Origin of the sequence: Streptomyces africanus, from assembly GCF_030816955.1 — a bacterium.
Taxonomy (GTDB): domain Bacteria; phylum Actinomycetota; class Actinomycetes; order Streptomycetales; family Streptomycetaceae; genus Streptomyces; species Streptomyces africanus.
Window position 1 is genome coordinate 6,512,234 of the sequence record NZ_JAUSYP010000001.1, and the last position, 23,607, is coordinate 6,535,840.

A 23,607-nucleotide genomic window follows, 5' to 3' on the forward strand; every position below is an offset into this window, starting at 1 on the left:
CATGCGCACCAACGCCCGATACGCCGCCCTGGCCGCCGCCGGCCTGCTCGCCCTGTCCTCGCTCACCGCCTGTGCCAACGACGCCGCCAGTACGGCGTCGACCGGCTCCGGCAGCGGAGGCGGCGGCAAGGGCGAGCACGTCAAGATCATGGTGGGTGGCCTGGACAAGGTCATCTACCTTCCCGCCATGCTCACCCAGCGGCTCGGCTACTTCGACGCGGAGGGACTCGACGTGCAGTTGCTGAGCGAGCCCGCCGGCGTCCAGGCCGAGACGGCGCTGGTCTCCGGCCAGGTTCAGGGGGCCGTCGGCTTCTACGACCACACCCTCGACCTCCAGACCAAGGGCAAGCAGGTCGAGTCGGTCGTGCAGTTCTCGCGCGCCCCGGGCGAGGTCGAGATCGTCTCCGCCAAGGCGGCGGGCGACATCACCTCGCCCAAGGACTTCAAGGGCAAGAAGCTCGGCATCACCGGTCTCGGTTCCTCGACCGACTTCCTCACCAAGTACCTCGCCGTCAAGAACGGCGTGAGCGTCAGCGATTTCACGCCTGTCGCCGTCGGTGCCGGCCCGACGTTCATCTCGGCGCTCCAGAAGGGTTCGATCGACGGCGGTATGACGACCGATCCGACGGTGGCGCAGGTCCTGGACAAGAAGGCGGGCAGGATTCTTCTCGACATGCGGACGCCGCAGGGGTCCCAGGAGGCGCTCGGCGGTCCCTATCCGTCGTCAAGTCTGTACATGCAGACGGACTGGGTGAACAGCCACAAGGCCACCGTCCAGAAGCTGGTCAACGCATTCGTCAAGACTCTCACGTGGATGTCCACCCACAGCGCGTCCCAGATCGCTGACAAGATGCCGGCCGACTACTCGCAGGGCGACAAGGCCCTCTACGCACAGGCGATCAAGAGCACGTTGCCGATGTTCACGAAGGACGGCGTGATGCCCGTGGACGGTCCCGAGACGGTCGAGAAGGTGCTCAAGGCGTTCAACCCCAACATCAAGAACGCCAAGATCGACCTGAGTCAGACCTACACGACAGAGTTCGCGAAGAAGGCCACGGGCTGACAGCCGAAACGGCCCCGGACTGACTGCCTAGGCGCGGGTCGCCCACACGTAACGGTGTTCCGGGCGGCCCGCGTCGCCGTATTTCAGGGTCAGCCTGGCCCGTCCCGTGCGCTCAAGGAGCTTCAGATAGCGCTGGGCGGTCTGGCGGCTCACCCCGGTCCGTTCGGCGATCTCCTGGGCGGACAGGGGCCCGTCGGCGTTCATCAGAGCCTGACGGACCAGCTCCGCGGTGGTGGGGGAGTGCCCCTTGGGCAGATCCGGCTCGGAGGGGGCCGACAGCGCCCCGAAGATGCGGTCCACCTCGGCCTGTTCCGCCTCCCCGCCGCCGTCGAGGGTGCGGCGCAACTCCGCGTACGCCTCCAGCTTGGCGCGCAGACCGGCGAAGGCGAACGGCTTGACCAGGTACTGCAACGCGCCGTGCCGCATCGCCGCCGACACGGTGGACACGTCCCGGGCCGCCGTCACCATGATCACGTCGGTCTGGTGGCCGCGACGGCGCATCTCCTGGACGACCGCGAGCCCCGTCTCGTCCGGCAGATAGTGGTCCATGAGCACCAGGTCGAGCCGGGGCAGCGTCTCCAGCCGGCTCAGCGCTTCCGCGGCGCTGTGGGCCTCGCCCGCGACATGGAAGCCCGGCACCTTCTCGACGTAGGCGGCGTTGACCCGCGCGACCCTTGTGTCGTCGTCCACGACCAGGACCTCGATCATCACGACTCCTCCTTGGCGGTCTGCGGAGCTGACGGCACGGTCAGGGCCGGTTCCGGACCCGGCGCGGTCAGCGCCTCCGGCAGGACGACGGTGAACTCCGCACCCCCGCCGTGAGCCTCGCCGACAGTCGCGCTGCCCCCCTGCCGCTCGGCGAGCCTGCGCACCAGGGAGAGCCCGATGCCCCGCTCGCGGTGCGCGGGCGGCTTCTTCGTGGACCACCCCTCGGTGAAGATCAACTCCTGGTGCTCCGGCGGGATTCCCGGGCCCGTGTCGCGCACCCGGAGGATCACCGTACGGCCCTCGGCGCGCAGTTCGACCTCCACGCGCGCGTGCGGCTTGCCCGCGACGGCGTCGAGGGCGTTGTCCACCAGGTTGCCGACGACGGTGACGAGCCCCTGGGGATCGATCAGCCGGTCGGGCAGCCTGGTCCGGTCCGACACCCACAGCGCGACGCCCCGCTCGGCCGCGACGGTCGCCTTGCCGACCAGCAGGGCGGCGAGCAACGGGTCCGCGATGCGTTCGGTGACCTGTTCCGCGGTGGCCCGGTGGTCACCGACCACTTCGCCGACGAACTCCACGGCGTCGTCGTACATCTCCAGTTCGAGCAGCCCCAGGAGCGTGTGCATACGGTTGGCGTGCTCGTGGTCCTGGGCGCGCAGGGCGTCGATCAGGCCGCGGGTGGAGTCCAGCTCGCGGCCCAGCTGCTCCAGCTCGGTGCGGTCGCGCAGGGTGGCCACGGCGCCGCCGTCATCGGTGGGCATACGGTTGGCGACCAGCACCCGCTGGCCCCGCACGGTGAGCAGATCGGTGCCGGTCACCCGCCCGGCCAGCACATCGGCCGTACGGCCGACGCCGAGCGCCTCGTCGGGGGAGCGGCCCACCACCCCGTCCCCGATGCCCAGCAGGCGCTGCGCCTCGTCGTTGACGAGGCGGATGCGACCGGTGCGGTCCAGGGCGACGACGCCCTCCCGGATGCCGTGCAGCATCGCCTCCCGCTCCGACAGCAGTGCCGCGATGTCCGAGAAGGCCAGGTCCCTGGTCTGCCGGTGGACCCGCCGCGAGATGAGCCACGCGGCCAGCGCGCCGACGGCCAGGGCACCTCCGGCGTACGCGAGCAGTCCCGGGATCGCGTGGATCAGCCGGGCCCGGACACTGTCGTAGGCGATGCCGACCGAGACGGCGCCGACGATCGTGCCGTCGCTGTCGCGCAGCGGCACCTTGCCGCGGGCGGAGCGGCCGAGGGTGCCGCTGTCGATCTCCATGACCTCCTTGCCGGCCAGGGCCTGGCCAGGGTCGGTCGAGACGATGCCGCCGATCTGCTTCGGGTCGGTGTGCGACCAGCGCACGCCCCGCCAGTCCATCACCACGATGTACTCGGCCTTGGTGGCCTTCCGGATCCGCTCCGCCTCCTGCTGCACCGGCCCGTTGGGCGAGGGAGGTGTGTCCCTCACTTCCCTCGCGAGGCCCGGCTGCTGCGCGGTGGTCTGCGCGATGGCGAGCGCGCGGCGCATCGCCTGGTCGTCCAGCTGGTTGCTCAGGGGCGCGAGGAACAGCCCGGTCGCGAGGACCGCGACTCCCGCGGCGATCGCCACCTGCATCAGCAGTACCTGCGAGAACACCCGCCGCGGCAGACCGAGGCGCAGGCGGCGTGCGGGGGGAGTGGAGCTCATACCCAAGAAGGTACGTGGGGCCGGCTACCTGCCGTAACGGGTGTGGCGTGGATCTCTTGATCAATGCTTGAGGAGACGGTCGGGACCGCAGCCGGCGGACTGGTCAGCTCGCGAGTGCCGTCGTCATCCTCACCTCGCGCACCGCCACCACGTCCATCCGCGCGGGCGAACCGAGGACCGCCGCTCCGCAGCTCTCCGGCCGGGGCGGCAGGGCCGTGCCCTGGGCCACCTCGACCCGCCAGCGGCGCCCGTCGGCGTGGGCGACGGTCACCTCCCAGCGCGGGGCCGAGCCGGCCGTCCGTACGACGCTCAGCGCCTCCGCGGCGTATTCGCCCGTCCTGGTGCGCACGGCGAGCTCGGCCGCCTGGCCGGGCCGTTCCCAGGCCGAGCTGCCCCGGCACCCCTCGACGACGATCCGCCCCTCCCGTGCGCCGTGCAGGACCTCCTTGAGGGTGTGGGCCTCGGCCCGGCCGTACGCGTATCCGTACGGCAGCACGAGCGCCGTCGGGGAGAAGCGGTGACCACCCAGATGGGTGACCTCCCAGACGCCCTCGACCCCGGACGCGGCGAGTTCGGCCGCGAGAGGGCGGCCGAGGAGGGCGCAGCAGCGGTCGCGCTTGCCGTTGGTGCAGACGAGGGCGAGCGGGTCACCGTCGTGGGGCCGTCCGCCGAGCACCGCGTCGAAGGTGCCGTGGTCGCCCCGGCCGAGTGCGGCGAAGTCGAGATCGAGGAGCTGCCCGGGATCCGAGGTCGTGGCGCCGTGCAGCCACACGTTTCCCGGAACGGTGTGGGCCGCGTACACCCGGCGGGTGGCGGGCATCCGGCGGTCCGCGTGGCGTCCGGGGCGGCGGATGAGCACGATCCGTACGCCCGTGTCCTTCGCGGCCGCCTCCAGGGCGCGGCCCAGCGCGGGGTCCAGGTGGCTCGAAGTGAGCGCCTTGGCACCCCATGGGCCGGGCTGTTCCAGCAACAGCCAGGTCCTCGCGGTGGCCGCGGTTCCCGGAACGGGCTCGTCGGAGTTCCGGGAGACGCTTGAACACGTACGCACAGAGGTGAGCCTAACCTGAGTTGGGCCGCGGTTCATTTCGGCCCCGCCCTTGCTACTCCGGCAGTGGCTGCGGCGGCTTCGGACCCACGTAGAGACCGCTCGGGCGCATGCGCAGCGGGCGCTCGCCGTACTCCTCCAGGGCGTGGGCGATCCAGCCCGCCGTACGGGCCACCGCGAAGATCGTCTCGCCCGCGGTCGGGGGCATGCCGCAGGACGTGGTGAGCACGGCGAGCGCGAGGTCGACGTTGGCGTGCAGCGGGGCGTGGCGGGCGGTGGTCTCGACGATGTCGCGGGCCGCGAGGAGGGAGGGTTCCGCGCGCGGGATCTGCTCCAGGAGGGCGAACAGGGCACGCGCGCGTGGGTCCTCGCCCGGGTAGAGCCGGTGGCCGAGTCCCGGGATACGGCGGCCGGCGCGCAGTTCGTCCGCGATCACCGGCGCCGCGTCGCCCTGGTCGAGCACGTCCTGGAGCAGCCGGTGCGCGAGACCGCTGGCCGCGCCGTGCAGCGGGCCCTCGATCACGCCGAGCCCGGCCGAGACCGCCGCGTAGGCGTGGGCACGGGCCGACGCGGCGACGCGCACCGCGAGAGTCGAGGCGGCCAGGTCGTGGTCGACGAGGAGGGCGAGCGCGGTGTCCAGGGCGCGCAGGGACGCCTCGTCGGGGTCCTTGTGCGCCGACAGCCGCGTCCACAGGCGGTGGGCCAGGGGGCCCTCGTCACGGCGGTCGTGCCACGCCGGAGGCAGGGCGGAGACCAGCGTGGGAATCAGTGTGCGCGCGGTGCCGAGCACGGCGTCCTCGGACAGGTCGAAGCGCAGCGGGTCGGCGGTCGCGGCGGCGATCGTCGCGACGCGCAGCAGGTCGGTGGGCGCGGTGTGTCCGGGCAGCGCGTCGACGGCGCGGCGGGCGACGGCGACCGAGGCGGCCGGCGCGGTGAACGTGCTGCCCGGCCGCATCCGGCCGGTCCACAGCCACTCGGCGACCTCCTCGTAGGTGTGCCGCGTGGCCAGGTCGACCGCGTCGACCCCGCGGTAGTAGTAGCGGTCGCTCTCGATGAGCGTGATGCGGGTCCGTACGGACAACTCGCCGCCTGAGGGGGAACCCCCCGCGCTCTCCCGCCGGTTGCGCCGGGCGAGCGCCTCGACCTCCCTGGCGTCGAAGGTGCTGCCCCGGCCGCCGGTCACCCGCCGGCTGCTGAGCTGACCGCGGCTCACGTAGGCGTACACGGTCTCCGGCTTCACGCCGAGCAGCTCGGCGGCCTCCTTGGTGCTCAGCCGCCGTTCCGCGTCGAGGGGGGCGGGTTCTTGATCGCGCATGGAGGTCACCGTATCCGTCTAGCGGCCCATTGACTGATGTATTGATTCAATCAATATTGACACAACTTGAGTCAATCATGGACAGTCGAATCAAGTCCAGGGAGGAAGACATGTCCGTCAACAGGTCCGCAACCGCTCTCATCGACGCACCGCGGGGACTCGCCGGTGTCGTCGTCACCGACACCCGGATCGGTGACGTCCGTGGCGTCGAGGGCTTCTACCACTACCGGCAGTACTCCGCCGTCGACCTCGCGCGGACCCGCTCCTTCGAGGACGTCTGGCATCTGCTCGTCCACGGTGACCTGCCGGACGCCGGCCAGAGCGCGGCCTTCGCGGCGCGGACCGCGGCACTGCGGCGGCTGCCCGACGAGGTCCGCGCGGCCCTGCCGGCCATCGCGGCGGCCGGAGGGCGCTCCGGCCCGCTCGCCGGGATGCGCACGGCGCTGTCTCTGCTGGGCGCGGCCAAGGGCTTCCGGCCCGTGTACGACATCGATGCCGACCGGCGCCGGCAGGACACCATCGAGGCGACCGCGGCCGTACCCACGCTGCTCACCGCGCTGCACCGGCTGGGGAAGGGGCTCGATCCGGTGGAGCCGCGCGAGGACCTGTCGTACGCGGCCAACTACCTGTACATGTTGACCGGTTCGGTGCCGACCGAGCAGCACGCACGGGCGATCGAGCAATACCTGATCTCAACCATTGATCACGGATTCAATGCATCAACCTTCACGGCTCGGGTCATCGCGTCGACGGGTGCGGACGTGGCGGCGTGTCTCGCCGGTGCGGTGGCGGCGCTGTCGGGGCCGTTGCACGGCGGTGCGCCCAGTCGCGCGCTGGACACCCTGGACGCGATCGGCACGCCGGACCGTATCGACTCCTGGGTACGGCAGCGGGTGCTCGCCGGTGAGCGCATCATGGGCTTCGGGCACGCGATCTACCGCACGGAGGACCCCAGGTCACGCATGCTGCGCGAGGTCGCCCAGGGGTTCGGCGGTCCGCGGGTGGACTTCGCCGTGGAGGTCGAACGGCACGTCGAGGCGATCCTGACGGAGCTGAAGCCCGGCCGCGAACTCCACGCCAACGTCGAGTACTACGCGGGCGTGGTCATGGAACTCTGCGGCCTGCCCCGCGAGATGTTCACACCGACGTTCGCGGCAGCGCGCGTGGTGGGCTGGAGCGCCAACATCCTGGAACAGGCGGAGGACACGAAGATCATCAGGCCGGTGGCGCGCTACGTGGGACCGGCCCCGCAAGTGAGTGGGGGCGTCTGAGTGCCTGCCGCAAGTCACGGTGGATTGCGTGTCCCGCGCGCCTGAGCTTCGCGGATGGCCTGCTCGAAGATACGGAAGAGCCGCCCCTCGTGGCTGTCTGGCGAAAGGCCCTCCTTCGCGCCACGAGAAGCCTCCCAGTAGCGGTGGAACAAGGGACTCTGGAGAAGCGTGCATGGCCCGGGCGAAGCCGTAGAACTCCTCCCGGCTCATGTTGCCCATGCGGTAATAGCGCACAGCGTTGGTGTAGAGGGCGTGGGCGAAGAGGAACTGGCGCTGCTTCCTGGGTGAGACGGTCCCGTCGTACGCGTCCAGCACCTCGGCCGGCTCCGGATCGTCCATCGCCATGCTCGCCAACTCCCCGTGCAGGCACTGCTCTTGGGAGCGGGTGCGGCTCTGAGCGGCCAAGGCGACCACGGCGCCCCGCATCCGGCCGATCTCCGCCGAGGCCATGGCACCCAGCCCCCGAAAGCTCAAATTCCGTGTGCCCATGTCAACCCTCGATTCAGGCGGACGTCCGCCGGTCGTCGGGATGCAGGTCGACTGGAGGGGACCGGCGAGCGGTGAGCGGCGCTTGCCGTCTCCCAGAGTGCCGAGCGGCTCTGATCGGCGGGGAGGCGGAGAGGAGGCGCACGGAGGGAAGCGAGGGTCGCACAAACCGGCGCCATGCCCAACGTCCGCCCCGCGAGCGCTGCTGACAATCGTTCACTTCGCCGCGATTCCCACGGCTCGTATCCTGGGGCGGCATCCCATCCTCGTACGTGCGCCGGGAACGCGAGCCGGTGCACGCGTCGGCGTGAGAGAGGTCGCACGGTGAGCCTGCCGAGCCCGGAACCGCAGCAGATCCCGGTCGTCGTCCTGGCCGGATTCCTCGGCTCGGGGAAGACCACTCTGCTCAACCACCTCCTCCATCGCAGCGGCGGCAGCCGTATCGGCGCCATCGTCAACGACTTCGGGGCCATCGAGATCGACGCGATGGCCGTGGCGGGAGCGCTCGGCGACTCGACGGTCTCGCTCGGCAACGGCTGTCTGTGCTGTGCCGTCGACGCGAGCGAGCTGGACCAGTACCTGGAACGGCTCGCGGAACCCTCCCTCGGCATCGACGTCATCGTCATCGAGGCGAGCGGGCTGGCCGAGCCGCAGGAACTCGTGCGGATGGTGCTCGCCAGCGAGCACCCGGGGATCGTGTACGGCGGGCTCGTCGAGGTCGTCGACGCCGCCGAGTTCGACGACACCCGCTCCAGGCATCCCGAGATCGACCGGCATCTCGCGCTGGCCGATCTCGTCGTGGTCAACAAGCTCGACCGGGCGGCGGACGGCGAACGCGTCCTCGGACTGGTCCGCTCCCTCGTCGACCGCGCCGCCGTCGTCCCGGCCTCCTACGGCCGGATCGACCCCGAGTTCCTCTTCGACTGCCGGCCGAGCGAGGAACGCATCGGGCAGCTGTCCTTCGACGACCTGCACGAGCACGGCGCCGACGACCACGCCGAGCACCTGCACAGCGCCTACGACAGCCTGTCGTTCGTCTCGCGGGAGCCCCTCGACCCGCGCCGGCTCATGGAGTTCCTCGACAGCCGGCCCGAGGGGCTGTACCGGATCAAGGGCTATGTCGACTTCGGGCCGTACGACGTCCACAACCGGTACGCCGTCCATGCCGTCGGACGGTTCCTGCGCTTCTACCCGGAGCCCTGGCCGGCCGGCGGCGAACGCCTCACCCAGCTGGTGCTCATCGGCTCCGGCATCGACGCCCCCGCCCTCGACAAGGAACTCGCAGCGTGCAGGAGCGACGCCCCCCACGCCGACGAGCGCGGCATGTGGGGCGTCCTGAGGTACGTACAGAACCCGGAGGAGGACCCGGCAGAGGCAGGGCCTGCCTGAGCCCTCCGCCAGAGGGCCTTAGGCCGGCCCCGCCACCACCGCCACCGTCTTCGCCAGGGACACACCCGAGCCGTCACGCCGCGGGTCCATCTCCGGGAGATCGGCCGGGGTGCCGTTCTTCTGCGCCGCGAGCGCCGGGGCCGGGCCCGCCCAGCCCAGGGACAGGCAGTCCTCGCCCTTCAGGAACCGCTGGCAGCGGACGCCGCCGGTGGCGCGTCCCTTGCGCGGGTACTGGTCGAACGGGGTCAGCTTGGCCGTCGTCTGCACGGAGTCGTCCAGCGTGCCCCGCGAGCCGGCGACGGTGAAGACCACGGCGTCCACGGCCGGGTCCACCGCCGTGAAGGAGATGACCTTCGCGCCCTCGGAGAGCTTGATGCCGGCCACGCCGCCGGCCGGGCGGCCCTGCGGGCGGACCTGGGACGCCTGGAAGCGCAGCAACTGGGCGTCGTCGGTGATGAAGACCAGGTCCTCCTCGCCGGTGCGCAGCTCGACCGCGCCGACGATCCGGTCACCCTCCTTGAGGGTGATCACCTCCAGCTCCTCCTTGTGGGACGGATAGTCCGGCACCACGCGCTTGACCACGCCCTGTGCCGTGCCGAGCGCCAGGCCCGGCGACGACTCGTCGAGCGTCGTCAGGCAGACCACCGTCTCGTCGTCCTCCAGGGAGACGAACTCCGCCAGCGGGGCGCCTCCCGCGAGGTTCGGTGTCGCCATCGACTCCGGCAGCTGGGGCAGGTCGATCACGTTCAGCCGCAGCAGCCGGCCCGCCGAGGTGACCGCCCCCACCTCGCCGCGGGCGGTGGCGGGCACCGCCGAGACGATCACGTCGTGCTTCACGCGCTTGGCGCCGGCGTCCTCCGGGAACGGCTCCCCGTTCGCCGTACGGGCCAGCAGACCCGTCGAGGACAGCAGCACCCGGCACGGGTCGTCGGCCACCTGGAGCGGCACCGTGGCGACCGTGGCACCACCGGACTCCAGCAGGACCGTCCGCCGGTCGGTGCCGAACTTCTTGGCGACCGTGGCCAGTTCGGTGGAGACCAGCTTGCGCAGCTCCGTGTCCGAGTCGAGGATCCGGGTCAGTTCCTCGATCTCCGCGTTGAGCCGGTCCTTCTCCGCCTCCAGCTCGATGCGGTCGTACTTGGTCAGACGGCGCAGCGGCGTGTCGAGGATGTACTGCGTCTGCACCTCGCTCAGCGAGAACTGCTCCATCAGGCGCTGCTTCGCCTGGGCGGAGTTCTCGCTGGAGCGGATGACACGGATGACCTCGTCGATGTCCAGCAGGGCCGTCAGCAGACCCTCGACCAGGTGCAGCCGGTCGCGCTTCTTGCCGCGGCGGAACTCCGAACGCCGCCGCACGACGGTGAACCGGTGGTCGAGATAGACCTCCAGCAGCTCCTTCAGCCCCAGCGTGAGCGGCTGGCCGTCGACCAGGGCGACGTTGTTGATGCCGAAGGACTCCTCCATCGGCGTCAGCTTGTACAGCTGCTCCAGGACCGCCTCCGGCACGAAGCCGTTCTTGATCTCGATGACCAGGCGCAGACCGTGCTCGCGGTCGGTGAGGTCCTTGACGTCGGCGATGCCCTGGAGCTTCTTCGAGCCCACCAGGTCCTTGATCTTGGCGATCACCTTCTCCGGGCCGACCGTGAAGGGCAGCTCGGTGACCACGAGGCCCTTGCGGCGGGCCGTCACGGGCTCCACAGCCACCGTGGCGCGCATCTTGAACGAGCCGCGGCCCGTCTCGTACGCGTCCCGGATGCCGGACAGGCCGACGATGCGGCCGCCGGTGGGCAGGTCGGGGCCCGGGACGTGCTTCATCAGGGCGTCGAGATCGGCGTTCGGGTACCTGATCAGGTGGCGGGCGGCGGCGATCACCTCGCGCAGGTTGTGCGGCGGCATGTTCGTGGCCATACCGACCGCGATGCCCGAGGCCCCGTTGACCAGGAGGTTCGGGAATGCGGCGGGCAACGCCACCGGTTCCCGCTCCTGGCCGTCGTAGTTCGGGTTGAAGTCGACGGTGTCCTCTTCGATGGACTCCGTCATCAGGCTCGTCGCCTCGGCCATCCGGCACTCGGTGTACCGCATGGCGGCCGGCGGGTCGTCGTTGCCCAGCGAGCCGAAGTTGCCGTGGCCGTCGACCAGGGGGACACGCATCGAGAAGGGCTGGGCCATGCGCACGAGGGCGTCGTAGATCGACGCGTCGCCGTGCGGGTGCAGCTTGCCCATCACCTCGCCGACGACACGGGCGCACTTGACGTACCCGCGCTCGGGGCGCAGGCCCATCTCGTTCATCTGGTAGACGATGCGGCGGTGCACCGGCTTGAGGCCGTCGCGCGCGTCGGGCAGGGCGCGGGAGTAGATGACCGAGTACGCGTACTCGAGGAAGGAGCCCTGCATCTCGTCGACGACGTCGATGTCGAGGATTCTCTCCTCGTACGAGTCGTCGGGCGGCGGGGTCTTCGTGCTGCGGCGGGCCATCGCTGCCGGCTCCTTGCTGAAGCGTGAACGAGATCTGACGCCGACCATTGTGGACCGCCGCACTGACAACCGGGACCAGGGCCCGGTCTACGGGCCGCCCGGCGGAGGTTCGCAGGCGGGCCGAGGGCGCCGCTCGCCGGGTCCGGGCGGGGGAACCGGACGCTGCCGGAGGACTGCCGCGCACCGGCCGGTCCGAGGTTTCCCGCCGGTCTTCCGCCGGCCCCGGGCCGGGCCCGCCGTCACCACCGCACACGGCCCCCGGACGCTTCCCCCTCTCGCTCTGCGCGTACGCCCCCCGGGAACTTCACCAGGGCCCCGCACGCTTGCATACAGTGGCAGGACTCGCCAGGAAAACCGCGGTTTGATCGACCGCGCCGCGATCGAAGGGACGTACATGCCCATGGGTCACACGGCCACAGCCCAGGCAGGCTCCGGGGGCCTGACAGCGACCGAGCACCGCCTGGCCAACGGCCTGCGCGTGGTGCTCTCCGAGGACCACCTGACCCCGGTCGCGGCGGTGTGCCTCTGGTACGACGTCGGCTCGCGCCACGAAGTCAAGGGGCGTACCGGCCTGGCTCACCTTTTCGAGCACTTGATGTTCCAGGGTTCCGCCCAGGTCAAGGGCAACGGCCACTTCGAGCTCGTCCAGGGCGCCGGCGGCTCGCTGAACGGCACCACCAGCTTCGAGCGCACCAACTACTTCGAGACCATGCCCGCCCACCAGCTGGAGCTCGCCCTCTGGCTGGAGGCCGACCGCATGGGCTCCCTGCTGGCGGCGCTCGACGACGAGTCGATGGAGAACCAGCGCGACGTCGTCAAGAACGAGCGCCGGCAGCGCTACGACAACGTTCCCTACGGCACCGCCTTCGAGAAGCTGACCGCCCTCGCCTACCCGGAGGGCCACCCCTACCACCACACCCCGATCGGCTCGATGGCCGACCTGGACGCGGCCACCCTGGAGGACGCGCGCGCGTTCTTCCGCACCTACTACGCGCCGAACAACGCCGTGCTCTCCGTCGTCGGTGACATCGACCCGGAGCAGACCCTGGCCTGGATCGAGAAGTACTTCGGCTCCATCCCCGGGCACGACGGCAAGCCCGCCCCCAGGGACGGCACGCTGCCGGAGGTCATCGGCGAGCAGCTGCGCGAGGTCGTCGAGGAGGAGGTCCCGGCGCGCGCCCTGATGGCCGCCTACCGGCTGCCGCACGACGGCACGCGCGCGTGCGACGCGGCCGACCTGGCCCTCACCGTCCTCGGCGGCGGCGAGTCCTCCCGCCTGTACAACCGTCTCGTGCGGCGGGACCGTACGGCCGTGGCGGCCGGCTTCGGCCTGCTGCGGCTCGCCGGGGCGCCCTCCCTGGGGTGGCTGGACGTGAAGACGTCCGGTGACGTGGAGGTCCCGGTCATCGAGTCCGCCATCGACGAGGAGCTCGCCCGGTTCGCCGAGGAGGGCCCCACGGCCGAGGAGATGGAGCGCGCCCAGGCCCAGCTGGAGCGCGAGTGGCTGGACCGGCTCGGCACGGTCGCCGGCCGCGCCGACGAACTGTGCCGGTACGCCGTGCTGTTCGGCGACCCGCAGCTCGCCCTGACCGCCGTACAGCGCGTACTGGAGGTGACGGCCGAGGAGGTCCAGGAGGTCGCCAAGGCCCGTCTGCGGCCCGACAACCGCGCGGTGCTCGTCTACGAGCCCGTCGCCGACGAGACCGGCGACGCGGAGACCGCCGAGGACGCCGACACCACCGAGGACACCGCAGCCGCGGCCCTGAACGAGAACGAGGAGGCGGCCAAGTGACCGAGCTCGCCACGATGGACTTCCACCCCCAGCCGCAGGCCGGCGAGGCCAAGCCGTGGGCCTTCCCGGCCCCCGAGCGCGGCACGCTCGGCAACGGCCTGACGGTCCTGCGCTGCCACCGCCCCGGCCAGCAGGTCGTCGCCGTGGAGGTGCTGCTGGACGCCCCCCTGGACGCCGAGCCGGCCGGCCTCGACGGCGTGGCCACGATCATGGCCCGGGCCTTCTCCGAGGGCACCGACAAGCACTCCGCCGAGGACTTCGCCGCCGAGCTGGAGCGCGCCGGCGCCACCCTCGACGCGCACGCCGACCACCCCGGCGTGCGGCTCAGCCTGGAGGTTCCGGCCTCCCGGCTCGCCAAGGGGCTCGGCCTGATCGCCGACGCCCTGAGGGCCCCCGCGTTCGCGGACAGCGAGGTCGAGCGGCTGGTCCGCAACCGCCTCGACGAGATCCCGCACGAGCTGGCCAACCCCGCCCGCCGTGCCGCCAAGGAGCTCTCCAAGGAGCTGTTCCCCGCGGACTCGCGCATGTCCCGGCCCCGCCAGGGCACCGAGGAGACGGTCGCCGCGATCGACTCCGCGGCCGTACGCGCCTTCTACGAGAGGCACGTCAGGCCCGCCACGGCCACCGCCGTGGTCGTCGGCGACCTCACCGGCATCGACCTCGACGCCCTGCTCGGCGACACACTGGGCGCCTGGACCGGCACCGCGGCCGAGCCGCGCCCGGTGCCGCCGGTGACCGCCGACGACACGGGCCGGGTCGTCATCGTGGACCGTCCCGGCGCCGTCCAGACGCAGCTGCTGATCGGCCGGATCGGCCCGGACCGGCACGACCGCGTGTGGCCCGCGCAGGTGCTCGGCACGTACTGCCTCGGCGGCACCCTCACCTCCCGCCTGGACCGCGTGCTGCGCGAGGAGAAGGGCTACACCTACGGGGTGCGGGCCTTCGGCCAGGTCCTCCGGTCCGCCCCGGACGGGACCGGTGCCGCGATGCTCGCCATCAGCGGCTCGGTGGACACGCCCAACACCGGCCCCGCCCTCCAGGACCTCTGGACGGTGCTGCGCACGCTCGCCGCCCAGGGGCTGACCGACGCCGAGCGGGACGTCGCCGTGCAGAACCTGGTCGGCGTGGCGCCGCTGAAGTATGAGATGGCGGCGGCCGTCGCGAGCACGCTGGCCGACCAGGTCGAGCAGCACCTGCCCGACGACTTCCAGGCCACGCTGTACCGGCAGCTCGCCGAGACCGGCACCGTGGAGGCCACCGCGGCGGCCGTCAGCGCCTTCCCGGTGGACCGTCTGGTGACGGTGCTCGTCGGTGACGCGGCGCAGATCAAGGGCCCGGTCGAGGCCCTGGGCATCGGCGAAGTCGCGGTCGTCGCCGCCGAGTAGGGGCACGCGCGCGTAGGGGCCCTGGTTGTCTTCTAAGGCACCAGGGCTCCTTTATGCCCGAATTAGTGCGGAGGTTGCGTGTCTGCCCTGTGGGATGCGCTACAAAAACCCGGATCCGTTTGGGAATTGAAAGTGGACCCGCTTAGGTTCGTCCGGGCTGTTCGTCAGGCAGTGCGCCGCACCCGCGGCACCGGACAGTCATCGCCGAGTCCCCGTACGGCGCGAGCCAGGGGAGCCGGGGACCCACCGCAGTCCCTGGGGTGAATCGGACGCCCGCGCGAGCCGCGAGGGGGTCCGTAGGAGACCTTCCTGCTCCGAACCCGTCAGCTAACCCGGTAGGCGAGAAGGAAGGAAAGGACCAGGCACTCCATGGCGTTCACCCGCGCCACCGGGAAGCATCGTCGTCCCAGCCGCATGCAGCGCGGCACGGCCCGCGCGGCGGGCGTCGCGGCCCTCGCCACCACCGGTGTCATCGGCACCGTGGCCGCCCCGGCCTTCGCCGCCGAGCCCTCCGTCGAGCAGACCGGCCTCACCCCCGTCGTCACCATGGGCGACACCGTGGCCCAGCAGATCGACGCCCAGGCCGCCGCCCAGAAGCAGGCCGCCGAGGAGGCCGCCGCCAAGAAGAAGGCCGAGGAGGCCGCCCGCGAGCGAGCCGCCGAGGCGGCCAAGGAGGCCAAGGAGGCGGCCGAGAAGGCCCGCGAGGCCAAGGAGCGCGCCGCCCGCGAGGCCGAGCGCAAGCGCCTCAACACCTTCGTGCCCCCGATCTCCGGCTCGTACGTCTCCACCGGCTACCAGGCCAGCAGCGGCCTGTGGTCCTCCGGCAGCCACACCGGTGTCGACTTCCACGCCGCCAGCGGCACCTCCGTCCACGCGGTCGGCATGGGCGAGGTTGTCGAGGCCGGCTGGGGCGGCTCCTACGGCAACCAGATCGTGATCAAGATGAACGACGGCACGTACACCCAGTACGGCCACCTGTCGTCCATCGGCGTCTCGGTGGGCCAGAAGGTCACCCCCGGCCAGCAGATCGGCCTGTCCGGCGCGACCGGCAACGTCACCGGCCCGCACCTGCACTTCGAGGCCCGGACGAGCCCCGAGTACGGCTCCGACATCGACCCCGTCGCCTACCTCCGCTCGCACGGCGTGAGCGTCTGACGGCGCACCACTCCGCTTCCCCGAGGCCCCGGCTCCCCGAGCCGGGGCTTTCGGCGTTTGTGACGCCCGGCTGTCCAAAAAATATCCCTGGATTCCGGTCCGCCGTCGGAAATTCCGGCTCATTGCAATAGAGTCACGGAACACGTGTCACTCGTCGACGTTTCACGGGGATTAAACGGAGGTCGGTCATGCGCATTCCGGCGCACTCGGTGTGCACGGCCATCCGGGACGACATCGTCGCGGGTGTCTACGAACGCGGCGGCCGGCTGACCGAGGAACTCCTCGCCCGCCGCTACGGCGTCTCGCGCGTCCCCGTCCGGGAGGCCCTGCGCACCCTGGAGGCCGAGGGTTTCGTGGTGACCCGGCGGCACGCGGGCGCGTGCGTCGCCGAACCCACCGAGCAGGAGGCCGCCGATCTGCTGGAGATGCGGCTGCTGCTGGAGCCGCTGGGCGCGGCCCGCGCGGCCCAGCGCCGTACCGAGGCCCATCTGAAGGTCCTGCGCGGCCTGGTCAGGCTCGGCCAGGAGCGCGCCCGCCGGGGCAACAGCGACGACCTGCGCTCCCTGGGCGGCTGGTTCCACGAGACGCTCGCACAGGCCTCCGGCAGCCCCGCACTGACCTCGATGCTCACCCAGCTCCGCCACAAGATCGCCTGGATGTACACCGTCGAGGCGCCGGCCGGGCCCGTGGAGGCCTGGACCGAGCACGGCGCGATCGTGGACGCGGTGGCGCGCGGGGACAGTGAGCGCGCGCGGGCGGTCACGGCGCTGCACACCGAGCGCGCGACGGCCGCGCACCGGCTGCGTTTCGGCTCCGCCGGGGAGCGGGCCGAGCGTGTGAGGAACTCGCAACATCCCGTAAACACGGCGAGCCTGCGGCATTAACACAAGAGCCGTATACAAAGAGGAAGTAATTCGCGGGGGATTATTTCTGCTGCCCGGGAACGGGAAATTCACGACCCGCGACCGGAAATGGCGAAGGGCTCGTCCGATGAATTCGGACGAGCCCTTCAGGGTGTGCCTGACCAGGTGTACCGGATCAGGCGCGGAAGAACGCTCAGACGGTCTCGGGCAGTTCCTCGAGACCCTCGGAGACCAGCTTCGCCAGCCGGTCCAGGGCGGCGTCCGCACCCTCGGCGTCGGAGGCGAGGACGATCTCCTCGCCGCCCTGGGCACCGAGGCCGAGGACGGCCAGCATGGAGGCCGCGTTGACGGGGTTGCCGTCTGCCTTGGCGATCGTCACCGGGACGCCTGCGGCCGTGGCGGCTCGGACGAAGATGGAGGCGGGGCGGGCGTGGAGGCCCTCGGCCCAGCCGACGTTGACGCGGCGCTCAGCCATGTGTTGCTGCCCTTCGGTTTTCAGGGTTGTCTAGACCAGTTTCCCATACGTGAAGCTGCCGGAGCGGTCCTGATGCACCGCCCCGGGTGCCGTCGGATCGCGGCCTCGACCCGACTGACGCCCTCCACAGACTGCCTCGCGCCGTTGTCAGACGCCAGACGTACTCTGGGGCCCATGCAGACCTCGCCGGACCGGCACGAGTATCCCGCCCACTGGGAAGCCGACGTGGTGCTGCGCGACGGTGGCACCGCGCGCATCCGGCCCATCACCGTTGATGACGCCGAGCGCCTGGTCAGCTTCTATGAGCAGGTCTCCGACGAGTCGAAGTACTACCGCTTCTTCGCGCCGTACCCTCGCCTGTCCGCCAAGGACGTCCACCGCTTCACGCACCACGACTTTGTGGACCGGGTGGGACTCGCGGCCACAGTCGGCGGCGAGTTCATCGCCACCGTACGCTACGACCGGATCGGCGCGGACGGAACGCCCGCGTCCGCACCCGCCGACGAGGCCGAGGTCGCCTTCCTGGTGCAGGACGCCCACCAGGGTCGTGGCGTCGCCTCCGCCCTCCTCGAACACATCGCCGCCGTCGCCCGCGAGCGCGGCATCCGCCGCTTCGCCGCCGAGGTGCTGCCCGCCAACAACAAGATGATCAAGGTGTTCACGGACGCCGGGTACACCCAGAAGCGCAGCTTCGAGGACGGCGTCGTCCGTCTGGAGTTCGACCTCGAACCCACCGACCGCTCCCTCGCCGTCCAGTACGCGCGCGAGCACCGCGCCGAGGCCCGGTCCGTGCAGCGGCTGCTCGCGCCCGGCTCGGTCGCCGTCATCGGCGCCGGGCGCACCCAGGGCGGCGTCGGCCGCAGCGTCCTCGGCAACATCCGCGACGCCGGGTACACCGGCCGTCTCTACGCCGTGAACAGGGCACTCCCCGAGGGACAGAAGGAGCTCGACGGGGTCCCCGCCCACCGCTCGGTGCGGGACATCGACGGCCCGGTCGACCTCGCGGTCGTCGCCGTGCCGGCCGAACACGTGCCCGAGGTCGTCACCGAGTGCGGCGAACACGGCGTGCAGGGGCTGGTCGTGGTCTCCGCCGGGTACGCCGAGAGCGGCACCGAGGGGCGCGAACGCCAGCGCGCGCTCGTGCGGCAGGCGCGCACGTACGGCATGCGGATCATCGGCCCGAACGCCTTCGGCATCATCAACACCTCCCCGCGGATACGGCTCAACGCCTCCCTCGCGCCCGAGACACCGCGCCCGGGCCGGATCGGCCTGTTCGCCCAGTCCGGCGCCATCGGCATCGCCCTGCTGTCCCGGCTGCACCGGCGCGGCGGCGGCGTCACGGGCGTGACCGGCGTCTCCACGTTCGTCTCCTCCGGCAACCGGGCCGACGTCTCCGGCAACGACGTCCTCCAGTACTGGTACGAGGACCCCGACACCGACGTCGTCCTCATGTACCTGGAGTCCATCGGCAACCCGCGCAAGTTCACCCGTCTCGCCCGCCGCACGGCCGCGGCGAAGCCACTGGTCGTCGTCCAGGGCGCCCGGCACGCGGCCGCGCCCCAGGGGCACGCCGTACGGGCGACCCGGCTGCCGCACGCGACGGTCTCCGCGCTGCTGCGGCAGGCCGGCGTCATCCGGGTCGACACGATCACCGAGCTGGTGGACGCCGGGCTGCTGCTCGCCCGCCAGCCGCTGCCGGCCGGGCCCCGGGTGGCGATCCTCGGCAACTCCGAGTCGCTCGGCCTGCTCACCTACGACGCGTGCCTCGCCGAGGGGCTGCGGCCGCACCCCCCGCAGGACCTGACCACGGCCGCCTCCGCCGCGGACTTCCACGCGGCCCTGTCGCGGGCACTGGCCGACGACCGGTGCGACGCGGTGGTCGTCACCGCCATACCGGCGGTGGGGGAGGGCTCGGTCGCGGACGCTGCCCTCGCCGACGCGCTGCGCTCCGCGGTGGCCGCCGCCCCGGCCAAGCCGGTCCTGGTGGTGCACGTGGAGCTGGGAGGCCTGGCGGAGGCCCTGTCGGCGGCGGCGAGCACGGCACCGCAGGCCGAGGCGGACCACCCTCCGCACATCGCCCCTCGCCCGGCATCCACGGAAGATCGACTCCCCACCGCCGAGGCTCCCGAAGGCGAGCACCTCATCCCCGCCTACCCCGCCGCCGAGCGCGCCGTCCGCGCCCTCGGGCAGGCCGTCACCTACGCGCAGTGGCGGCGCGACGCCGCCGACCCCGGCAAGGTGCCCGAGTACGAGGACATCGACCAGAAGGGCGCCGCCACGCTGATCGACGGGCTCCTCGCGCGCGGGCAGGGACTCACGCTCGGCGCGGACGAGACCTGCGACCTGCTCGGCGACTACGGCATCCAGGTCCACCGCGCCCTGCCCGCCCCCACCCCCGGCGCCGCCGCCGAGGCCGCCCGCGCCCTCGGCTACCCCGTCGCCCTCAAGGCCACCGCTCCGCACCTGCGGCACCGCGCCGACCTGGGCGGCGTACGCCTCGACCTCGCGGACGAGGACCAACTGCTCAGGTCGTACACCGAGTTGACCGAGCTGTTCGGAGTACCGGAGGAGCTGCGCCCCGTCGTGCAGCGGATGGCGCCGCGCGGCGTGGACGTCGTCGTACGGGCCGTCATCGACCCCGCGGCCGGAGCCGTGCTCTCCTTCGGACTCGCCGGGGCCGCCTCGCAGCTGCTCGGGGACACGGCCCATCGGCTGATCCCGGTGACCGACAAGGAGGCGACCTCGCTGGTGCGCTCGATCCGCACCGCACCCCTGCTGTTCGGCTGGCGCGGCTCCGCACCGGCCGACACCCGCGCCCTGGAGGAGCTGCTGCTGCGGGTGTCCCGGCTGGTCGACGACCATCCCGAAGTCGTCGCGGTCACCCTGGAGCCGGTCGTCGTCGCCTCGCACGGCCTGAGCGTCCTGGGCGCTTCCGTCCGCCTCGCGCCACCGCCCGCCCGCGACGACCTCGGCCCGCGGACCCTCCCCGCGTACTGACCGGGGGCGAGCGGTGCCTCGCAGTCAGTGGTCCCCCGTAGGATGGGCGTCATGGCCAAGACCAGTACGACGACCCAGGGGCTGCGGGCGGCGATCGAGCGCAGCGGCTACTACCCGGCCCTCGTGGCCGAGGCGGTGGAGGCCGCCGTGGGCGGCGAGCCCATCCGGTCGTACCTGGTCCACCAGGAGACGACGTTCGACCAGAACGAGGTACGGCGGCATGTGACGGTGCTCGTCCTCACGGACCACCGCTTCATCGTCAGCCACACCGACGAACAGGCCGCCGACAGCACCTCCCCGACGCCGTACGCCACGACGTCGACGGAGTCCGTGAAGATGAGCCGGATCTCGTCGATCGTGGTCAGCCGCGTGGTCGCCAACCCGGAGTCGTACAAGCCGGGCACCCTGCCCCGTGAGGTCGTCCTCACCATCGGCTGGGGCGCCGTCTCCCGCATCGACCTGGAGCCGGCCGCCTGCGGCGACCCCAACTGCGAGGCGGACCACGGCTACACCGGCAACTCGACGGCGGACGACCTCAGCCTGCGCGTCAGCGAGGCGGGGGACGGACCGGAGACCGTGCGCCAGGCGCTCGCCTTCGCGCAGGCGCTCTCCGAGGCGACCGCGGACACCGCTCGCTGATGGCACACCCCAAGACGGCCTGGGACCAGCACCCCGAACCGCTCACCGTCACCTCCGCACCGGTCCCCGAGTACGGCAGCGGCTCCCTCGCCGACCTGCTGCCCACGCTGGCCGCCGGCCTGGGCGTGCCGGGCATGAGCGCCGCGATCTCCGAGCTGACCCCCGCCGACCGGAACTGCGTGTTCCTGATCGACGGCCTCGGCTGGGAGCAGCTCAGGGCGCACCCCGAGGACGCCCCCTTCATGACGTCCCTGCTCGCCACCTCGCGCGGCGGCACCGGACGTCCGCTCACCGCCGGCTACCCGGCGACCACGGCCACCTCCCTCGCCTCGGTCGGCACCGGCCTGCCGCCCGGCGTGCACGGCCTGCCCGGCTACACCGTGCGCAACCCGGACACCGGCGAGCTGATGAACCAGCTGCGCTGGCAGCCGTGGGCCCCGCCCGGCCCCTGGCAGCCGTACCCGACGGTCTTCCAGCTGGCCCACGAGGCGGGCGTGCACTCCGCGCAGGTGTCGTCCCCGACCTTCGAGAACACCCCGCTGACCAGGGTCGCGCTCAGCGGCGGAACGTTCCTCGGGCGGCTGACCGGCGAGGACCGTATGGACCTGGCGGCCGAGCAACTGGCCGCGGGCGACCGCTCCCTGGTCTACACGTACTTCGCCGAGGTCGACGGCGCCGGCCACCGCTTCGGCGTCGACTCCGACACCTGGCGCGGCCAGCTCATGTACGCCGACCGCCTGGTCCAGCGCCTGGCCGAACAACTGCCGCCGCGCAGCGCCCTCTACGTCACCGCCGACCACGGCATGATCGACGTGCCCTTCGACGAAGAGCACCGCATCGACTTCGACGAGGACTGGGAGCTGAGCGCCGGCGTCGCCCTGCTCGGCGGCGAGGGCCGCGCCCGGCACGTCTACGCGGTGCCCGGCGCCGCGGGCGACGTCCTGACCTGCTGGCGCGAGGTGCTCGGCGAGCAGTTCTGGGTGGCCTCCCGCGACGAGGCCATCGCGGCGGGCTGGTTCGGCCCGAAGATCGACGAACGGGTGTACGGCCGGATCGGCGACGTGGTCGCCGCCGCGCGCGACGACGTCCTGCTCATCGCCTCCGAGCGGGAGCCGAAGGAGTCGGCGATGGTCGGCAACCACGGTTCGATGACCCCCGCCGAGCAGCTGGTCCCGCTGCTCGAAGTACGCTCCTGAAGCCCCACCCCGTTCGCCCGACCTCTCTCGCCGAAAGGTGCTCAACTCGACATGCCCGAGCTGGTGTTCTTCTCCGGAACGATGGACTGCGGGAAGTCGACGCTGGCTCTCCAGATCGAGCACAACCGCTCGGCGCGAGGCCTCCAGGGCATGATCTTCTCGCGTGACGACCGCGCCGGCGAGGGCAAGCTGTCCTCGCGCCTCGGCCTGGTCACGGACGCGGTGGAGGTCGAGGACGGCCAGGACCTCTACGCCTACCTCGTCGACCACCTCTCGCAGGGCGGCCGCGCGGACTACGTGATCGCCGACGAGGCGCAGTTCCTCGCGCCGGAGCAGATCGACCAACTCGCCCGGGTGGTCGATGACCTGGGCCTCGACGTCTACGCCTTCGGCATCACGACCGACTTCCGCTCCAAGCTGTTCCCCGGCTCCCAGCGGCTGGTGGAACTGGCCGACCGGGTCGAGGTGCTCCAGGTCGAGGCCCTGTGCTGGTGCGGCGCCCGGGCCACGCACAACGCCCGCACGATAGGCGGCGTCATGGTCGTCGAGGGCGCCCAGGTCGTCGTCGGAGACGTCACCCACTCCGCCGACGAGGTCGGCTACGAGGTCCTGTGCCGCCGTCACCACCGGCGCCGCATGACCTCGGCGACGGCCCGCGCGGCGGCCCTGTCCCCGGACGTGTTGCCGGTGTCGTCCTCCTGACCACTCGGGCGGTGCGTCAGCGCTGCCGTCGCAGCAGCGCGAACCGGGCCCCCTCCGGGTCCGCCACCATCGCCGCCCGGCCGTGCGCCGTGTCGTGGGCCGGCGTGAGGACGTGCCCGCCCAGATGCACCAGGTGGTCCAGGGCGTCGTCGACGTCGTCGGCCTGGAAGTACGTCACCCAGTGCGGGCCCCGGTCGCGGGGCAGTGCCTGCCCCAGCCCGTGGATGCCGGCGACGGGACGGTCCCCGAGGTGCAGGGTCACGTAGTCGAAGCCGGCGGACACCGACGGCTCCTCCTGGTAGCCGAACACCGACCGGTAGAACTTGGCGACGCTCGCCGACTCGTAGGTCAGCAGCTCGTTCCAGGCGGGCGTGCCGGGGGCGCCCGAGACGGCCGTGCCGTGGTGAGCGGCGGCCTGCCAGACGCCGAAGACCGCACCCGAGGGATCGGAACAGATCGCGAGACGGCCCGCGTCGGCGGCGTCCAGCGGGCCCACGCCGACCGTGCCGCCGCAGCTGCGCACCGTCTCGGCGGTCAGATCCACGTTCTCCGAGGGGAAGTAGGGGGTCCACGCGATGGGCAGATGGCGGTCCGGCGGCAGTTGGCCGATGCCCGCCACCTCGTGTCCGTCGAGCAGCGCCCGTACGTACGGGCCGAGTTGCCGGGGGCCCGGCTGGAACTCCCAGCCGAACAGCGTTCCGTAGAACTCCTGGGTCGCGGCCGGCCCGTGCACCATCAGGCTCACCCAGCAGGGGGTGCCGGGCGCGTGCCGAGCGGGTCCTGCGCCGTTCGGGCCGGCGGACTCCCGTGCGTCGGTCATCGTCACTCTCTTCTCGGCCTCGCGGTGGGCGCGCTCTCCGCAGCCCACGGGGGTACGTCCAGCGGGGCGGCCCCTGTCCGGGAGAATGCCTGACGGGCGGTGCGCCGCCCCGTGCGGCGCGCTTGTCGGCACGTGTCGTTCAGCTGTACAGCAAGTGCTTG

The 23,607-nt window shown here is 71.8% G+C and carries 19 protein-coding genes, 1 pseudogene and 1 riboswitch; of the genes and pseudogenes, 11 read left to right on the plus strand and 9 right to left on the minus strand.

What is annotated here, in order from left to right; genetic code table 11:
- The first annotated feature begins 1 nt into the window (after position 1).
- Complete coding sequence (locus QF034_RS30205; RefSeq protein ID WP_307177858.1) at positions 2 to 1,063, plus strand: ABC transporter substrate-binding protein; 1,062 nt, start codon at positions 2 to 4, stop codon at positions 1,061 to 1,063.
- 27 nt (positions 1,064 to 1,090) lie between these two features.
- Here QF034_RS30205 and QF034_RS30210 read toward each other — a convergent pair whose 3' ends face one another.
- The 4 genes from QF034_RS30210 to QF034_RS30225 form a co-directional block, all read right to left on the minus strand.
- Positions 1,091 to 1,771: a response regulator gene (locus tag QF034_RS30210; RefSeq protein WP_307180009.1), complete on the minus strand. Its 681-nt coding sequence runs from the start codon at positions 1,769 to 1,771 to the stop codon at positions 1,091 to 1,093.
- Positions 1,771 to 3,441 carry a sensor histidine kinase gene (locus tag QF034_RS30215; RefSeq protein ID WP_307177859.1) on the minus strand — a complete coding sequence of 557 codons (1,671 nt, stop codon included), beginning with the start codon at positions 3,439 to 3,441 and terminating at the stop codon, positions 1,771 to 1,773. Before QF034_RS30215 ends, QF034_RS30210 begins: the two co-directional genes overlap by 1 nt.
- A 103-nt stretch (positions 3,442 to 3,544) precedes the next feature.
- On the minus strand, positions 3,545 to 4,489 hold the full coding sequence (locus QF034_RS30220) for a ferredoxin family protein (RefSeq protein ID WP_307177860.1): 945 nt from the start codon (positions 4,487 to 4,489) through the stop codon (positions 3,545 to 3,547).
- Positions 4,490 to 4,541: 52 nt separating this feature from the next.
- On the minus strand, positions 4,542 to 5,801 hold the full coding sequence (locus QF034_RS30225; RefSeq protein ID WP_307177861.1) for a citrate synthase family protein: 1,260 nt from the start codon (positions 5,799 to 5,801) through the stop codon (positions 4,542 to 4,544).
- A gap of 110 nt (positions 5,802 to 5,911) precedes the next feature.
- Here QF034_RS30225 and QF034_RS30230 point away from each other — a divergent pair, with 110 nt between their 5' ends.
- On the plus strand, positions 5,912 to 7,072 hold the full coding sequence (locus QF034_RS30230) for a citrate synthase (protein ID WP_307177862.1): 1,161 nt from the start codon (positions 5,912 to 5,914) through the stop codon (positions 7,070 to 7,072).
- Positions 7,073 to 7,086: 14 nt separating this feature from the next.
- Here QF034_RS30230 and QF034_RS41595 read toward each other — a convergent pair whose 3' ends face one another.
- Positions 7,087 to 7,224 (minus strand): hypothetical protein, encoded by a 138-nt coding sequence (locus QF034_RS41595; RefSeq protein WP_370880866.1) that lies wholly within the window; start codon positions 7,222 to 7,224, stop codon positions 7,087 to 7,089.
- 67 nt (positions 7,225 to 7,291) lie between these two features.
- Positions 7,292 to 7,561 (minus strand): annotated as a pseudogene (locus QF034_RS41600) (DUF6082 family protein); the annotation flags it as partial.
- Positions 7,562 to 7,882: 321 nt separating this feature from the next.
- Between QF034_RS41600 and QF034_RS30235 the strand changes: the two are divergent.
- A complete protein-coding gene (locus QF034_RS30235) occupies positions 7,883 to 8,947 on the plus strand; it encodes a CobW family GTP-binding protein (protein ID WP_307177863.1) in 1,065 nt (354 codons plus the stop codon).
- A gap of 18 nt (positions 8,948 to 8,965) precedes the next feature.
- Here the strand turns inward: QF034_RS30235 and QF034_RS30240 are convergent, their stop codons facing one another.
- Positions 8,966 to 11,422, minus strand: a complete 2,457-nt coding sequence (locus QF034_RS30240) for a DNA gyrase/topoisomerase IV subunit A (protein ID WP_307177864.1) — start codon at positions 11,420 to 11,422, stop codon at positions 8,966 to 8,968.
- Between the two features lie 394 nt (positions 11,423 to 11,816).
- On the opposite strand from QF034_RS30240, the gene QF034_RS30245 reads away from it, so the two are divergent.
- The 4 genes from QF034_RS30245 (at position 11,817) to QF034_RS30260 (ending at position 16,638) form a co-directional block, all read left to right on the plus strand.
- On the plus strand, positions 11,817 to 13,214 hold the full coding sequence (locus tag QF034_RS30245; RefSeq protein WP_307177865.1) for a M16 family metallopeptidase: 1,398 nt from the start codon (positions 11,817 to 11,819) through the stop codon (positions 13,212 to 13,214).
- Positions 13,211 to 14,599: a M16 family metallopeptidase gene (locus tag QF034_RS30250; protein WP_307177866.1), complete on the plus strand. Its 1,389-nt coding sequence runs from the start codon at positions 13,211 to 13,213 to the stop codon at positions 14,597 to 14,599. The genes QF034_RS30245 and QF034_RS30250 overlap by 4 nt, the downstream gene beginning before the upstream one ends.
- A 192-nt stretch (positions 14,600 to 14,791) precedes the next feature.
- A riboswitch (cyclic di-AMP (ydaO/yuaA leader) is annotated at positions 14,792 to 14,955 on the plus strand.
- Between the two features lie 13 nt (positions 14,956 to 14,968).
- Positions 14,969 to 15,754 carry a M23 family metallopeptidase gene (locus tag QF034_RS30255; protein WP_307177867.1) on the plus strand — a complete coding sequence of 262 codons (786 nt, stop codon included), beginning with the start codon at positions 14,969 to 14,971 and terminating at the stop codon, positions 15,752 to 15,754.
- A gap of 188 nt (positions 15,755 to 15,942) precedes the next feature.
- Positions 15,943 to 16,638 carry a GntR family transcriptional regulator gene (locus QF034_RS30260; protein WP_307177868.1) on the plus strand — a complete coding sequence of 232 codons (696 nt, stop codon included), beginning with the start codon at positions 15,943 to 15,945 and terminating at the stop codon, positions 16,636 to 16,638.
- A gap of 172 nt (positions 16,639 to 16,810) precedes the next feature.
- On the opposite strand, the gene QF034_RS30265 is transcribed toward QF034_RS30260, so the two are convergent.
- Positions 16,811 to 17,092 carry an HPr family phosphocarrier protein gene (locus QF034_RS30265; RefSeq protein WP_003993478.1) on the minus strand — a complete coding sequence of 94 codons (282 nt, stop codon included), beginning with the start codon at positions 17,090 to 17,092 and terminating at the stop codon, positions 16,811 to 16,813.
- A gap of 174 nt (positions 17,093 to 17,266) precedes the next feature.
- Here QF034_RS30265 and QF034_RS30270 point away from each other — a divergent pair, with 174 nt between their 5' ends.
- The 4 genes from QF034_RS30270 to QF034_RS30285 are packed head-to-tail and all read left to right on the plus strand — an operon-like array spanning position 17,267 to position 22,626.
- Positions 17,267 to 20,089, plus strand: a complete 2,823-nt coding sequence (locus QF034_RS30270) for a bifunctional acetate--CoA ligase family protein/GNAT family N-acetyltransferase (RefSeq protein ID WP_307177869.1) — start codon at positions 17,267 to 17,269, stop codon at positions 20,087 to 20,089.
- Between the two features lie 42 nt (positions 20,090 to 20,131).
- Positions 20,132 to 20,728 (plus strand): DUF5998 family protein, encoded by a 597-nt coding sequence (locus QF034_RS30275; RefSeq protein ID WP_020270574.1) that lies wholly within the window; start codon positions 20,132 to 20,134, stop codon positions 20,726 to 20,728.
- On the plus strand, positions 20,728 to 21,924 hold the full coding sequence (locus QF034_RS30280; protein ID WP_307177870.1) for an alkaline phosphatase family protein: 1,197 nt from the start codon (positions 20,728 to 20,730) through the stop codon (positions 21,922 to 21,924). The genes QF034_RS30275 and QF034_RS30280 overlap by 1 nt, the downstream gene beginning before the upstream one ends.
- Positions 21,925 to 21,975: 51 nt before the next feature.
- Entirely contained in the window at positions 21,976 to 22,626 is a 651-nt protein-coding gene (locus QF034_RS30285) for a thymidine kinase (RefSeq protein ID WP_010034989.1), read from the plus strand.
- A 16-nt stretch (positions 22,627 to 22,642) separates the two neighbouring features.
- Here the strand turns inward: QF034_RS30285 and QF034_RS30290 are convergent, their stop codons facing one another.
- The gene (locus tag QF034_RS30290) at positions 22,643 to 23,446 is read right to left on the minus strand and encodes a VOC family protein (RefSeq protein ID WP_307177871.1); all 804 of its coding nucleotides are present in this window, start codon (positions 23,444 to 23,446) and stop codon (positions 22,643 to 22,645) included.
- Positions 23,447 to 23,607 lie beyond the last annotated feature (161 nt).

Coding starts and splice junctions, on each gene's coding strand:
- QF034_RS30255 (WP_307177867.1), top strand. CDS start 14,969: ATGGCGTTCACCCGCGCCACCGGGAAGCATCGTCGTCCCAGCCGCATG.
- QF034_RS30285 (WP_010034989.1), top strand. CDS start 21,976: ATGCCCGAGCTGGTGTTCTTCTCCGGAACGATGGACTGCGGGAAGTCG.
- QF034_RS30290 (WP_307177871.1), bottom strand. CDS start 23,446: ATGACCGACGCACGGGAGTCCGCCGGCCCGAACGGCGCAGGACCCGCT.
- QF034_RS30275 (WP_020270574.1), top strand. CDS start 20,132: ATGGGCGTCATGGCCAAGACCAGTACGACGACCCAGGGGCTGCGGGCG.
- QF034_RS30270 (WP_307177869.1), top strand. CDS start 17,267: ATGCAGACCTCGCCGGACCGGCACGAGTATCCCGCCCACTGGGAAGCC.
- QF034_RS30205 (WP_307177858.1), top strand. CDS start 2: ATGCGCACCAACGCCCGATACGCCGCCCTGGCCGCCGCCGGCCTGCTC.
- QF034_RS30280 (WP_307177870.1), top strand. CDS start 20,728: ATGGCACACCCCAAGACGGCCTGGGACCAGCACCCCGAACCGCTCACC.
- QF034_RS30230 (WP_307177862.1), top strand. CDS start 5,912: ATGTCCGTCAACAGGTCCGCAACCGCTCTCATCGACGCACCGCGGGGA.
- QF034_RS30245 (WP_307177865.1), top strand. CDS start 11,817: ATGCCCATGGGTCACACGGCCACAGCCCAGGCAGGCTCCGGGGGCCTG.
- QF034_RS30260 (WP_307177868.1), top strand. CDS start 15,943: ATGCGCATTCCGGCGCACTCGGTGTGCACGGCCATCCGGGACGACATC.
- QF034_RS30215 (WP_307177859.1), bottom strand. CDS start 3,441: ATGAGCTCCACTCCCCCCGCACGCCGCCTGCGCCTCGGTCTGCCGCGG.
- QF034_RS30240 (WP_307177864.1), bottom strand. CDS start 11,422: ATGGCCCGCCGCAGCACGAAGACCCCGCCGCCCGACGACTCGTACGAG.
- QF034_RS30265 (WP_003993478.1), bottom strand. CDS start 17,092: ATGGCTGAGCGCCGCGTCAACGTCGGCTGGGCCGAGGGCCTCCACGCC.
- QF034_RS30225 (WP_307177861.1), bottom strand. CDS start 5,801: ATGCGCGATCAAGAACCCGCCCCCCTCGACGCGGAACGGCGGCTGAGC.
- QF034_RS30210 (WP_307180009.1), bottom strand. CDS start 1,771: ATGATCGAGGTCCTGGTCGTGGACGACGACACAAGGGTCGCGCGGGTC.